At 43.0% G+C, this 13,307-nt stretch carries 12 protein-coding genes; 6 read left to right on the forward strand and 6 right to left on the reverse strand.

Translation table 11 applies throughout. The features are described 5' to 3' along the window. Nucleotide 1: 1 nt before the first annotated feature. The 5 genes from dhbC to FPZ44_RS11735 all read right to left on the reverse strand — a co-directional run bounded on the left by dhbC (nt 2) and on the right by FPZ44_RS11735 (nt 5,280). Nucleotides 2-1,240, reverse strand: a complete 1,239-nt coding sequence (gene dhbC / locus FPZ44_RS11715; RefSeq protein ID WP_144990367.1) for an isochorismate synthase DhbC — start codon at nt 1,238-1,240, stop codon at nt 2-4. 94 nt (nt 1,241-1,334) lie between these two features. Continuing rightward, nucleotides 1,335-2,105 carry a 2,3-dihydro-2,3-dihydroxybenzoate dehydrogenase gene (locus FPZ44_RS11720; RefSeq protein ID WP_144991804.1) on the reverse strand — a complete coding sequence of 257 codons (771 nt, stop codon included), beginning with the start codon at nt 2,103-2,105 and terminating at the stop codon, nt 1,335-1,337. A gap of 28 nt (nt 2,106-2,133) precedes the next feature. Beyond that, the gene (locus tag FPZ44_RS11725) at nt 2,134-2,976 is read right to left on the reverse strand and encodes an alpha/beta hydrolase (protein ID WP_144990369.1); all 843 of its coding nucleotides are present in this window, start codon (nt 2,974-2,976) and stop codon (nt 2,134-2,136) included. A gap of 10 nt (nt 2,977-2,986) precedes the next feature. Further along, a complete protein-coding gene (locus tag FPZ44_RS11730) occupies nt 2,987-4,015 on the reverse strand; it encodes an ABC transporter substrate-binding protein (protein WP_144990371.1) in 1,029 nt (342 codons plus the stop codon). Nucleotides 4,016-4,062: 47 nt separating this feature from the next. Further along, nucleotides 4,063-5,280: an ABC transporter substrate-binding protein gene (locus tag FPZ44_RS11735; protein WP_144990373.1), complete on the reverse strand. Its 1,218-nt coding sequence runs from the start codon at nt 5,278-5,280 to the stop codon at nt 4,063-4,065. A 251-nt stretch (nt 5,281-5,531) separates the two neighbouring features. On the opposite strand from FPZ44_RS11735, the gene FPZ44_RS11740 reads away from it, so the two are divergent. Together FPZ44_RS11740 and FPZ44_RS11745 are read left to right on the forward strand one after the other, a co-directional pair. Continuing rightward, complete coding sequence (locus FPZ44_RS11740; protein ID WP_222429802.1) at nt 5,532-5,705, forward strand: hypothetical protein; 174 nt, start codon at nt 5,532-5,534, stop codon at nt 5,703-5,705. A gap of 103 nt (nt 5,706-5,808) precedes the next feature. Next, on the forward strand, nt 5,809-6,948 hold the full coding sequence (locus FPZ44_RS11745; RefSeq protein ID WP_186786019.1) for an acyltransferase: 1,140 nt from the start codon (nt 5,809-5,811) through the stop codon (nt 6,946-6,948). Between the two features lie 196 nt (nt 6,949-7,144). On the opposite strand, the gene FPZ44_RS11750 is transcribed toward FPZ44_RS11745, so the two are convergent. Then, on the reverse strand, nt 7,145-8,809 hold the full coding sequence (locus FPZ44_RS11750; RefSeq protein WP_144990377.1) for a glycoside hydrolase family 19 protein: 1,665 nt from the start codon (nt 8,807-8,809) through the stop codon (nt 7,145-7,147). Between the two features lie 433 nt (nt 8,810-9,242). Here FPZ44_RS11750 and FPZ44_RS11755 point away from each other — a divergent pair, with 433 nt between their 5' ends. The 4 genes from FPZ44_RS11755 to FPZ44_RS11770 are packed head-to-tail and all read left to right on the forward strand — an operon-like array spanning nt 9,243 to nt 13,281. Then, nucleotides 9,243-10,745, forward strand: coding sequence for a spore germination protein (locus FPZ44_RS11755; protein WP_144990379.1), 1,503 nt, complete (start codon nt 9,243-9,245; stop codon nt 10,743-10,745). Nucleotides 10,746-10,749: 4 nt separating this feature from the next. Beyond that, nucleotides 10,750-11,913, forward strand: coding sequence for a Ger(x)C family spore germination protein (locus tag FPZ44_RS11760; RefSeq protein WP_144990381.1), 1,164 nt, complete (start codon nt 10,750-10,752; stop codon nt 11,911-11,913). An 18-nt stretch (nt 11,914-11,931) separates the two neighbouring features. Then, nucleotides 11,932-12,171, forward strand: a complete 240-nt coding sequence (locus tag FPZ44_RS11765; RefSeq protein WP_144990383.1) for a hypothetical protein — start codon at nt 11,932-11,934, stop codon at nt 12,169-12,171. An 18-nt stretch (nt 12,172-12,189) separates the two neighbouring features. Then, entirely contained in the window at nt 12,190-13,281 is a 1,092-nt protein-coding gene (locus FPZ44_RS11770; protein WP_144990385.1) for a GerAB/ArcD/ProY family transporter, read from the forward strand. Nucleotides 13,282-13,307: the final 26 nt, after the last annotated feature.

Raw genomic sequence — 13,307 nt, forward strand, 5'->3', positions numbered from 1 at the left:
CTTATTCACTTAAGCCCATTGCAGCCAGCATCGTACGGAACTTAGCCGAAGTCTCGGCAAGCTCAGATTCAGCACTAGAGCCTGCGACAATTCCCGCTCCCGCGTAAACTTTCATCGAAAGCCCTTCTGTATCCGCGCAACGAATCGTCACAGCCCACTCACCGTCTCCATTTTCATCCGTCCATCCGACTGCACCTGTATAAAATCCACGATCAAATGGTTCGATCTCTTGAATAACATCTCTAGCCAAGTCTGTAGGCGTCCCGCATATAGCCGGTGTTGGATGCATAGCCAAAGCAAGGTCAAGAGATGTGATCGATTCGTCCTTCAGTACCCCATTAATTTCGGTAGAAAGATGCCACATGGCCTTCGTTTGAACAAGCGATGGTTCTGATGGTACCTGCAGTTTGCTGCAGTACGGTGCAAGTGCGTTTGCAACCGCTTCAATCACGATGGCATGCTCATATCTATCCTTGGTAGAAGCCAGTAATGCGGCAGCTCTCCGCTCATCTTCAATTGGATCATTACTGCGCGCAGCAGAGCCTGCTAAAGGGTTCGCCGTAATTTGAAGTCCCTTCTTCGTCACTAGCAGCTCTGGGCTTGCACCAACTAGTGTTCGAGAGGGTTCAGATGATTCATATCCGATTGAAACGGTATCTATTTTGGATGAAGATGACTGCTCAGGCACTAATGGAACTGCGAATGTGTAACCATGGGAATGATAAAAAGCTAAATGAGCTAACAATTGAGGAATTTGCAATGGTTGAGGTAAAGAAATATGCAGCGTTCGGGAGAGCACTGCTTTTTGCAGTACACCTTCTTGAAAGAGCTCTAACAATCGATTCACGCCTTGTTTAAATTGTTCTGGCTCTGGAACAGGCTGTACTTGATAGTTGGATATTTGCGGCCTTTCAGGTGCACTAGCTGATAAAAATCTCAGACCATCATACATTTCGACTGTACCTGGTATGAACAGATGCGCTGGCTTGTCTGTATGAAAAGGTATAGCTCCAACGACGATCGATTGCGTTCGGCCTGCTCGTTTTGCTGCCTCAAGCAGTTCTGCTACGCGTTGGGGTAATAATTTGGATTCAGAACCTGTCGGATAGGATAGTCTTGCATATTCGCCTTGGGTTAACAACGTTTTTCGTGGTGAGGAGAAGAAGAACGACGAGCCTGTTCGATATTGTTCAATCAGTTGCTCGGCATCAGCTACGGTTAGCGTTTCAACATTCAACATAATCAAAATCTCCTTCCTGTATATGAAATTGTGATAAGAGTTATTGTAGAGGGCCTTTAAACGAATCACGCTGCTTCTCAAAATTTACTTTGCGTCAGCAGCCTAATGTAGCACCACCATCAACACAAACGTCATGCATCGTAATATGTCCTGCACGCGAAGAAAGGAGAAAGAGAACAGAATCTGCGATATCAACAGGAGCTGCTATCTTCCCTAACGGTATGCCCACTCTATACGATTCCAAGGAACCATCAATTATAGGCTGTGCACCATTCTCATCTTTCCACAACAGGCGCTGCATCTCTGTGTCCGTAGAGCCAGGCGATACTACATTGCAGCGTATGTTGTCCTTCGCGTATTCTAGTGCCAAGCACTTCGTGAACATTGTCGATGCCGCCTTGGATGCTGCATAGGCAGACATTTGCGTCCGAGGAACTTTTGAAGCATTCGAACTAACCGTGACGATAGCTCCTGCTTTGCGGGTTGCCATGCGACACACAACTGCTCGGGAAACGTAAAATACACCGTTTGTATTTACCGTAAAGTGCGATTGCCAGTCCTCATCACTTAGTGACCCGATGGCGCCGATTCGCAGCACGCCCGCCACATTCACTAAGATGTCGATCGGACCTAGAGCTCGCTCAATTTGTTCGACAGCAGCCTCAACTTCAGCACTACTTCCTACATCGACTGTATAGGGAAACACCTTGGCCCCAATACTTGTTAGATCAACGACGAGGCTGTTCAATCCAGCCTCGTTCCGATCCACAGCCGCTATCCTTACACCTTGTTCAGCAAGAGCCCGCACCACTGCTTCGCCAATACCTTGAGCGGCACCAGTGACAAGCGCAACTTTCCCTTCCATGCATGGATAATTCACAGCTGAAACCTCCTTAACGCTCAGGATGCAAAGCAAATCGCAAAGCTCGTGCTATAAGAACTGGAAGTACGGATACATGACCTTCACCTTCAAATTCCTTGTATTCGGCATGAACGCCATACTCCGACAAAAATGCTAGCCGCTCAGAGAGCTGACATGCATTCGCGCAATTGCCTGCCACATGCGTTTTTTCTAACTCACCTGCACCAAGCATCAATCGAATGTTGTGCGGCTCTTCCTTCACACGAGTACTGAAGTTTTGCTCCAACTCATGCAAGTATTCTTTATTCCAGTGCATAGAGGGACTTCCCGCGATATAGTACTGGAATGCATGCGGTCTACTAAACATTGCAAACAAAGTGAACAACCCCCCCAGAGAGTGGCCAAACAGCGCCTGACGATTGCGATCGATGTTGAATTCACTTTCGATCTGCGGTTTGACTTCTTCCTCTACAAATTTCAGAAAAGCCTCAGCACCGCCCTGTTCAGGCAAGGGAGATCCATCCGACTTGTTCAAAATGCTCGTATTCGGAAATGGCGTATAGTCATAGAAACGATCAGGTGAGAACTGACTCTCCGTCTCATACCCTATTCCAACGATGACTGCAGGAACAACACCTGTTTTTTCCGGACGACGGCATTGCAGACGCAAAGCCTCTACCATTGTGTTAAACACGCAATTTCCATCTAACATATAAATAACAGGGTATCCTGATGGTGGAGCTTCCCCCAGTGGTTGTGCCGCAATAATCCGATATGTGCGCTGTTCAGCCTGCGAACGCATGACCCAATGCTCTGCACGAGGCAATTCCAATTTGCGGCGCATCATATCAATTGAAACCGTACGATTGCTCATGGTATCCTCCCTATTTGCTCGTTAGTAATCGCACCGTGTCGTCAATAATTTTTTCATACGCGACAAGACCGCTTCCTAGCCAATGCTGATTATTCACTTCATATACATGACCATTTTTGACAGCCGGCATGCTCTTCCAAATGTCACTTGCCATCATTTCTGTCATGCGCTCCGTTCCTTGATCATAAGCATTGATAACAAATATAAAGTCGGCATCCAATTCAGGTAGTATTTCTAATGAAATATTGGCCGCTGTTTTATTTTCAACGAGCTTAGACATACCCAGCCCCAAATCCTGGTGCAGTGCAAACCCACAGAAATATTGCGCGCCCATCAAACTGACACCCCGAGGGGCAAATCGGATTATCGCAACCTTTTTGTCACCTACCACAGTGCTAAGCTTAGCTTTCGCTTCACTCACTTTTTGCCGATAAGCTTGTACGGCCTGCTCTGCCTCGTTCGACTTACCAAGCAAATCCCCCATTGTAACTAGAGACTTTTCAATATCTCCAGCGGCGTTCTTGAACACATACGTTGGGGCAATTTTGGCATAATTCTCGTATGTACCGTTCTTGGCATATGACTCCGTGTGCAAAATAATAAGATCGGGATTATGAGCCATTAACACTTCCGGTGATGGAAGACCTCCTGAAAGATCGATCTTAGGTACATCCTTCAGCTGATCTTGTAAATAAAAATGGCCCAGCTTCCCATTCGACCATTGCGCAGCAGGCTTTACGCCCAGTGCAACTAACGAATCCTCCATATTTGGTGCGAATACACGCTGCACCTCTGCTGGCAGCTTAACTTCATTGCCAACTTCGTCGGTTATCGTTCGCTCACTAGACGTACCACTTTGCTGTCCAGCAGGAGCAACTTCAGTGGAGGAAGCATTCGAGCTCGCTTGCTTTGCAGATGCAGCTTCTTTGCTGGTGCTATCTCCGCAGCCAGCCAGCAAACCAACTATGATTGCAGAGCACACGATTGCTGATACTCGTGTTCTCCAAAGGTTCTTTCCATTCAGAAAGCTGTCCAACATACTTCATCTCCTCTTTGATAATAATTCTCAATTAAGTCGAGTATATATTAGGTGGCGAACGATACACCATGGCTATTATCCAGAAGTGCATTTGGACAATCTCCTGTAAAAAGGAGCAAAGCTTCATCGAGCATCCTGCTAATAGCGAGGGCAGAGTATTCAAACCACGGATCAGAAGAAATCATATATACATTGCGATTCGCGACTGCTTTTAGCTTTCTCCATTCGGCAGAATGCTGTAATCCAAGCCAGTATCTTCGAGACGAAGCTTCCGGACATACCGCTATAAATAGACGATCTGGATTACGCTGCAGCAGCTTCGCTATCGTAATCTGTTGATTATTCCTGACGCTTATTCCATAGGCAGGTTCCAACTGCAAGTCTTCGTACAACACTTCCTCTAAACCACGATTGCTGTACACATGAATACTGGAGCCGAATATACGCAGCGCCAACACACTCTCTTTACCGACAACCTGATCAATTTGTGAACGTGCATATTGAACTCGTTGCTCGTATTGCTCGATCCACTGTTTGGCTTGCTCTTCTTTATTTAAAAACGCAGCAATCATCGTTAGCTGCTCTCTCCATCCTGCCTCTGCTGGAACTACAAGCGCAGGTGCAATATGCTCTAGCTTGCTGATCTCCTCTGCTGATAGATGATCCATTCCAATAATCGCATCAGGCTTGGCTTGAAATAATTTTTCAGCATTCTCTTCAAAATTACTGTCATGATAAGGAGCTGTAAGCTTTAAGTGGGACTTTATTTCAGAGTGGTAAACATTGTAATAATAGGGTGTCCATTTCGCGTCGAGCGGTGCTACTGCAGGCATCACATTCAAAGGCAGCAGCTGGCCAATAATCGATGAAGAGCAAGTCGCAATCACTCTCCGTGTATTTTTGGAAAAATCGGATGGAGAAACGCCGACTTCTTTTTTAAATTTACGACTAAAGTAGAATTCATCCTTATATCCCACTTTGACAGCGATATCACGCAGCAAGCAGTCTGTTTCGGCTAAATATCGTTTCGCATGATTAATGCGGACATTCGTTACATAATCCATGGTGCTTTGGCCAAATGTCTTTTTGAATAAATCAACAAAGTATTTCGGACACACATTAGCCATCTCTGCAAGCAATCCAATCGAAATTGGTTCATCATAATGCTCGTCGATGAATGCTTTTACTTCTATTAAACTGGTTTTCCGGCTGTCGCCTGAAGCAATTGAGCTTCTGTCTAGTTGTAACTCTATTTGTGAACTCACGTAGAACCACCCCATCAATTTGATCAATTGCACGAATAAAATAAGCACATGTATAACGATTAATTGATAATGATTATCATTGTCGTTTTTAACCTATCATACTGCCCCTTATTCGTCAATCTTTAACAGAATTTGTATCCACTCACATACTCAACTTAAAAGAAGAAAATCTCGTCAATTATCATCCAAGCGCAAACTTCCCTTCTATTGATAAAGGCAAACCAGCTGCTATTATCGGAATTGTAAGGCAAGTGATCTTCTATATTCCGATTATGCTTATTCTGCCTGAGTTTATCGGTGTATCCGGCATTTACTGGGGCTCACTTGCCATAGATGCTGTGATGGTGCTGTGGATATTTATGATGATTAAGAAAGAGTTCACGATACTTCGTTCACAAGAAAAAGCAATCGCCGCATCCTTGTAATTTCGAATTATTACGTTGCAGACAAGTTGTAGCAACAAAACTCGAATCATTAATGACGAAAATTCGACTAGTGTCCATCATCATTTCTGGTTATAATGTAACAATGAAAAAAGAACATATCGAAGAAATTCACTATATTAGAGCACTTGCGTTTCTCGCTGTTGTCCTGCAGCACTCCATTGGGCATTACATTTTTGTCCCTGAGGCCCATTTAGCAGACGGTGTTGCCTTTACGTTTTTACTGCTTATCTCTAAGTTTGCCGTCCCTATGTTTATTTTCGTAACAGGACTCGTTTTATTTTATAATTACGATGGTCGGTTGAATTACGGGACATTTATTAAGAAGCGGTTTAGCGATATTATCGTACCGTACTTGTTTTGGTCTTTTATTTATTTGCTATTTCAAAATAAGGACCTTATTACAGCAGTCTACAGATTTGGAGATGTATTTCTGACAGGTAAAGCATCTTACCATCTTTGGTATGTCATCATGATTATTCAGCTGTATATTACGTTCCCTATATCTCGCTTTATCATCATGCAAGCAAGGAGATGGATTTGCACACCAGTCGCTGTTTATACAGCTTTCGCCATACTCGGAATCGTTTATATCGTGCTAATGACATACCCTATTCATGTAACGGCTGCACGCTGGAACATTCCATTGATTACACCTATATTGACTAAATATGCGGATCGAAATGCACTTAACTTCTTCTATTACTTTGCACTTGGCGCATTGGCTGGTCTGACCATAACACACTGGAGAGCATGGATTAATCGCCACGCTAGTTGGATATATTCCATATTTATCGTAATGAGCGGTATTATGGCGTATCGTACGATTTCAAGCTTCGGGCTTCTTCCAGCACTGAAAACAGAATATAGCCAACTGCTTCTGCTGCGGCCTGTGACGGCGATATTTTTGATAAGCTCCGTATTTGCTACTTATCTATTTTGCATGCGAGTAAGCAACGTTGCGAACAACCGTACCCGTCGTGTTATTACGTTTATTAGTCATTACTCTTATGGTGCTTATCTCGTACATGCATTTGTGCTAGGAGTATCCTACTGGCTGCCTGACTATTTCTCTAACTATATCAATGTAACGCTGCGTACCATAATTGCCTTTATGATTGCTTCGTTCTTATCCGTCATGCTAACTTATGTGCTGTCCAAGCTGCCTATGGGGCATATTATGACCGGCTTGCGAAAAGCTCCATCAAAAGCAAAAGTTTCATAACGCATTTTATTTCAGCAACGATGTGATCCTATATTCTGTCTAATTAAACAAGTATGAGCGAGGAGCCAGCTACGGTTTTCTCGCTCATTTTTTTGTTACTTCTCTCTACAGTTGAATGATCGCACCTTCATGGAAACAATGGAAGCAAAAGAAAACGACGGGTTTCCCCGTCGCTCTCGACTAATTGAATATGATATTAGAATGCCTGCATACCAAGTGTATTCAACTTCTCGCCTTGAATGTTAACACCAGCACGACCCGTAATTTCGATGTAGTGAGCTACACGGCGGCCTACGCGAACATCTGATTCATCGCGATTACCTTCTTGTGCTCCGTTAATAACCATAATCGTTGCACCAAAGCCAGGTACAAGTCCTTTAGCAAGCTGTGCTGCTGTCGGCACATAATTGCCAACGATAATGTCATGGCAAGAAGGCTTAGGATCTTGAGGCGTCATCCAGAACAAAATAGCTGTCATAAAGCCAAGTCGACCATCGTCTGTAATTTTCTCAGGGTTATTCAGCAATACATTCTTATCACCGAAAATAATGGAGCCGATCAAACCATAGTTGTAGTTCCAGCTCAACTGGATTGGACCGCGACCATGATAAGATTTTCCTGCCACTGGTGGATAGTCACTGTTGCTTTGCACATATCCAATACCGCCTTGACCGTTCACATAGGCAACTTCTTCGTTAAAGAATAGTGCCCAGCTTAGTTCTCCACCTGGAGCACCTGGCCAGCCTCCACCTGTTTCATGCGAAATATTCGCTAGGAAGGCAGCGAGCTCACGCTTACGGTTCACTTCTGTTCCTTCTTTTAAGAAAGTACCAAAATCAACGATTCTAGAACGTGTTGGCTTACCGATGTTCCACTCTGCGTTAAACTCTTTTTCTTCAAACAAGAGTGTTTCTGTCTTTGTAGTCTTGTCCAGACGCCAAATTTGCTTTGTCCAGTTGCTAGGTCCACGGTAAACTTCTTTATATTTGATATTCGCAACATCGCGAACAGCCGCAATCAAATTATCATAGGAGTAGTAGTCTGTTTGTCCAGGCTTGTAATAAGGCTTACCTGCCGCTTTTTGATGCCATCCTGGAGTACCAGTGCGCAATGGGAACAACGCTTCATATTCGGTTCTAGGAAGAGCAGCGTTTACAGCTTGGATCGCTTGAGCTGGAGAATACTGTGGATCAATACCGCCCCAAGTTTGTTGAATTTGCTGATCCGTAATGACACGGCTTCCACCAACTGGGAGGAGTGGACCTTCTCCATTTCCGGTATTCGATGTTGTTGCAGAAAGTGCTGTACTTGCAGCTGAAGTATTGCCTGCCGCATCTAATGCTTTAATTGTATAACTATAAGCCGTGTTAGCCGTCAAGCCAGTATCCGTATAGGAAGTTGTCGTTGAGGAGCCTACTTTGACCGCATTTCTAAAAATATCGTATTTGGATACGCCAACATTATCGGTCGATGCAGTCCAAGACAAAGTAAGAGATGTTGTGGTTGGGCTAGATGAGACAAGTCCTGTTGGTACGCTAGGAGCTACTGTATCATTTCCACCGCCCGGGTTTGGTTCAGTAGTAACCAGTTTCCATGCACTAGAGCTTTCGGGATTTTCGCCCTGCGTCCACCATTTCGCTTCATAAGTTTTACCATTATAGCTTACTTTAGCGCCTGCAGTGTAAGCCGTACTCGCATTCCATGCAGGTGCCGTAACTTGCGCTACAGCGAAAGAATTGCTCGGTGCTGCATACGCTGCTGCTCCTGCAACTGGAGTGGATACGATCATAGCCGCACCAAGTACTGCGCTAATATTACGCACCATATTTTTACGTTGTGATGATTGTTTCTTCGATTTCATAATGAGCCTCCTCTACATTTTTGGTTTCTCTCAGCACATTCTAGTTGATTTCGTACAGCGTAAAACTGCGATATCTGTTGAAAAATCGAATGTAGGATTCTGATCGCCAATAAATAGAGCGCTTACAAAAATACTTTTAAAAACGAGATAAAGCGTACGTCATACCCCTCATTTCCATATATTAGTTAACACCTGTATTATAATTTGATAGACGCCTCGTTGTCACTATTTAATTTTTTTGTAAACTGATGCATTTTCATAGTTTTGCTCTACTAAACGATTCGACAAGAAAAAATAGAGAATCTCATTCTACAAGAAATGATGATTCTCTCCACTTCACACAAATTCACCACTGTTTAATACGCTAACATGAACTTACATTTGCATAAATCAGCTGTGCTTGAAGAACCATATTTGGTGAGGTGATCCAAATATGCCTAACAAATCTAATGTGCAAGCAGCACAAGAGCGATCTGTCGTCGTAGAACAAGTTGATACCAATTTAGCAACTTTGTCTACGTTTTTTACGGACAACTCTAACTTTAAGTATCGCATCCTGCAAGCTTCGGATATAGAATCAACCCTGGCTATATGCTATTTGGATATTCTAATCGACGAGAAACATTTGAACACACAGCTGCTCCAACTGAACATAGACGAAATAAACGAAGATACGATTATGGAATGCTTGTCAGCAATGGGTACCATACAGACATTTACTGATCATCAAGCTATCGCTTCCTTCTTATTTAACGCTGGTTTCATTTGCTTTGTACAAGGTAAAGAAGAAGCGTACGGTATACCTATCCCAGGTTACCAAACACGCTCCATCGAAGAATCGAAAACAGAGCCTGTTGTGAGAGGACCGAGAGAATCCTTTACTGAGCAGATTCAAACGAATCTTGCGATGATTTATCGACGATTAAAAACGCCCTATTTAAAAACGAAAAAATACACGATTGGCAGCAATAGCAATACGGAGGTCCAAGCTGTTTATTTACAACATCTTGTAGATAAAAAGGTGCTAGCGGAGTTTGAAAAACGAATCGGACAAGTCAAGCTGGATACGTTGATCGAAAGTGCTCAATTAGAAGAACAAATTCAAGATCATGTATTTACACCATTCCCACAAATCGCGATGACAGAGCGTCCTGACCGAATTGTTGCTGCGTTGAATGAAGGCAGAATTGTTGTTTTGGTAGATGGGACACCTTCCGTCCTTATTATCCCTACGCTGTTTACGGACTTTTTACAGGCAAGTGAAGATTATTATGAGCGCTTTTATTTTGCAAATGTAACTAGAGCTTTACGAATTCTTGCGCTTGTCATTTCTTTATTAGGGCCTTCTTTGTACGTGGCGCTTACCACTTTCCATCAGGAAATGCTCCCGACACCGCTGCTGCTAACTTTCAGTGCAGCCAAGTCAGGAGTCCCGTTTCCAACGTTTATTGAAGCGTTAATTATGGAGATTGCGTTCGAATTGCTGCGTGAAGCTGGTATTCGCTTGCCTCGTACGGTAGGACAGACGATTAGTATTGTTGGAGCGTTAATTATCGGGGAAGCAGCGGTTCAATCTGGCATCGTATCAAGACCAATGGTTATCGTCGTTGCTACAACAGGCATTGCCTCGTTCGCGATTCCTGCGTTCAATGCAGCAATTGCTTTTCGAATCATGCGCTTTCCGATTATGTTTATTGCGGCCGCTACTGGAGTATTTGGCATTGCCATATGCAGTCTGATGCTAATTTTGCATGTAAGCTCACTGCGTTCATTTGGAGCACCTCTGTTGTCACCAGTTGCCCCCATGCATTGGAAAAGCTGGCTCAAGAACATATTTATTGTTCCTTACCAATTAAGAGAATGGAAGGACAGCACCACATCGCTTCCGGAATACCAAACGAGTCAATTAGACGAGTATTCGAAAAGTAAGGAGTAATATTATGCTATGGGATCGCCGCTTCGCCGCCTATACTTTCATCTGCATATGCCTGCTCATCTTGTTATCTAGCTGCTCCACAGATATTCGTGAGCTGAATCAAGTTTCGATCGTCATGGCAACCGGCATCGATTGGGATAAAGACACGAACAAGCATCGAATTACCGTCTATACCCTGCAGCCTACAAGTAAAGGGACCAACGCAACGCAGCAAGATTCACTCAACGAATGGCTCGGCTCAGCTACAGGCGACTCGATTATGGAAAGTGCCCAACATTTGCGATATCGGGCTAGTAAAAAGCTGTTTTGGTTCCATAATCGTGTATTTATCATCAGTCGAGATGCGGCTCGTCATTCGATGCCCGAAATTATTGATTTTTTACAACGCAATCGAGAAATTCGGAGTACAAGCCTTGTGCTAATTAGTGACGTAAATGCGGATCAAATATTGAAAACGAAGCCCGAAACGCAAGATCTTGTCGTTAATGAACTGTTTGGTATGATACGCAATCAAGATGAAACGGGCAACAGCTTAGGTATTTCCGTAAAAGATTTAATAAACAAAAATGCAAATTCAACACAAGGCTATATAACAGGGCGAGTCGTAACGAGAACACCTAGAGAAAAGTCAGAACCCGTACTGGCATTGCATGGATCGGCTCTTTTACATAAGGGAACGTTCGTTAACTGGCTCTCTAGTGATGAAACTGCAATCGTGCGTTTATTGACGGATCCGGACAAAGACAAAGTTCAAGCTACCTTTGTCGTGAAGGATCAGGATTATGATTTTGACAGTATTACGGCTCAGATCGCCATTAAGTCGAGGAAAATTCGCTCTTACTTTGTTGGTGATCAACCAGAAATGGATATTCATTTTGACTTTACCTGCATGATTAATGAACTTAAGCATAATCAAACTGCAAATCAAATGAACATACCCACTTTAGAAAATATTATCAAGAAAACGATACAACAGGAAATCCAAAGTGTCATTACAACGGCACAAAGTAAAGTGAATGTAGATTATTTGGGTTTCGGGAACCACATTTATCAGCATCATCCTGATAGATGGAAACAAATACAGCCAAAGTGGAATGCTATATTTAAAGAAATGCCTGTACATGTCACAGTCAATCTAACGATATGGAATACCGGTAATGTTCAGTAGTAGAAAGGAGCGAAGTTTGTGAACATGCTTTACATCCTGCTAATCCTATATGTCCCTTATACGGTTGGGGCTATTGTTCATTTACGGAAAAGGCATGAGAAACGCAGACTGTTTGTTTTTTCAGCCCTTTCTCTATTCGGAATCATGTATACGGTCGCCATCATTGCAGATTGGCCAATGCCTACCCCAGAGAGCATCGATCGATTGCTATATCGTCCTGTCTCAAACTACATAAGACAGCATGTATTAGGACTTTAATTCAAGGGAGTACATTTCATGGGCGAAAATGGAAAAATTTCTTCACTGCAACTCGGATATTTGATTTTCACCTATTTATCAGGATTCGCTACGCTATATATGCTGGAAATTAAAATGCTGGGCACAGACGCTTGGATGTCTATTCTTTTTGCGACGCTTGGAAGCTTATTATTGTTAGGAATTCTGCTATACATACAACGACAATTCCCAGAACAGACGATATTTGAATACACAGAGCAATTGGTTGGGAAATGGATTGGGAAAGGTTTCATGATCATTTTCCTTTACTATTGCTTTGAGTTATGTATGCTAACGAGTAAAGCATTAACCGTCTTCTATACGACGGCTATTATGCCAAAAACACCGAGCTATGTATTTAATCTACTCATTTTTATCGTTACAGCCTATGCTGCTTATTTAGGACTTGAAACGATAGGCAGAGCCGCTCAAATTATACTGCCACTCGCTGTTATTTCACTAACTGCGGTATGTGTATTAATAGCTAGCCTCATCGATATAAATCCATTCTTACCAATGTTCCAAAGTTCAGGTAAGCAGATTGCCTATACATCATTTAGCACGTACGCGTTTCCATTTAGCAAAATTATTGTGTTCGCAGCTGTATTTGCTCGCGTCAAAGATAAGAAGGCTGTTTCACGAAATTCGATGATCGCCATTATTTTAGCAGGGATCTATTTCTTTAGTGCCACTTATTTAACTATAGGCTCAATCGGCCCTTATCTAGCTGAGATTAAAACGTATCCATTTTTCACGGCTATTAGTATGGTACGAATCGGGGATGACATTGAGCGATTTGAAATTGTATCCATAGGATTTTGGACCATGCTCGTAATATTTGAAGGCATACTCGCGTTATATGTGGCTATGAGGTGTATTCAATATTTATTTTCTTTGCCTGATACGAAATGGCTCCATATACCGACAGCATTACTCTTGTTCGGATTGAGTGAAAAAAGCTTTACGAATGGCTCAGCTAGTATTATTGAATTCGACTATACAACCTATCCTTACACAAGTCTTATACCATCGACGATCATTCCTTTGGTTCTGCTGATCATGACCATACTAAAAAAACGAGCAAAAAAGTAAGGCATCAACTGCATGTTATATGCTAG

The sequence above is a fragment of the Paenibacillus agilis genome (assembly GCF_007786455.1).
GTDB classification, from domain to species: domain Bacteria; phylum Bacillota; class Bacilli; order Paenibacillales; family Paenibacillaceae; genus Paenibacillus_B; species Paenibacillus_B agilis.

What these genes read in the sequence shown, in the direction of transcription:
- dhbC (WP_144990367.1), bottom strand. Translation starts at nt 1,240, where the DNA reads ATGTTGAATGTTGAAACGCTAACCGTAGCTGATGCCGAGCAACTGATT.
- FPZ44_RS11720 (WP_144991804.1), bottom strand. Translation starts at nt 2,105, where the DNA reads ATGGAAGGGAAAGTTGCGCTTGTCACTGGTGCCGCTCAAGGTATTGGC.
- FPZ44_RS11725 (WP_144990369.1), bottom strand. Translation starts at nt 2,976, where the DNA reads ATGAGCAATCGTACGGTTTCAATTGATATGATGCGCCGCAAATTGGAA.
- FPZ44_RS11730 (WP_144990371.1), bottom strand. Translation starts at nt 4,015, where the DNA reads ATGTTGGACAGCTTTCTGAATGGAAAGAACCTTTGGAGAACACGAGTA.
- FPZ44_RS11745 (WP_186786019.1), top strand. Translation starts at nt 5,809, where the DNA reads ATGAAAAAAGAACATATCGAAGAAATTCACTATATTAGAGCACTTGCG.
- FPZ44_RS11750 (WP_144990377.1), bottom strand. Translation starts at nt 8,809, where the DNA reads ATGAAATCGAAGAAACAATCATCACAACGTAAAAATATGGTGCGTAAT.
- FPZ44_RS11755 (WP_144990379.1), top strand. Translation starts at nt 9,243, where the DNA reads ATGCCTAACAAATCTAATGTGCAAGCAGCACAAGAGCGATCTGTCGTC.
- FPZ44_RS11760 (WP_144990381.1), top strand. Translation starts at nt 10,750, where the DNA reads ATGCTATGGGATCGCCGCTTCGCCGCCTATACTTTCATCTGCATATGC.
- FPZ44_RS11770 (WP_144990385.1), top strand. Translation starts at nt 12,190, where the DNA reads ATGGGCGAAAATGGAAAAATTTCTTCACTGCAACTCGGATATTTGATT.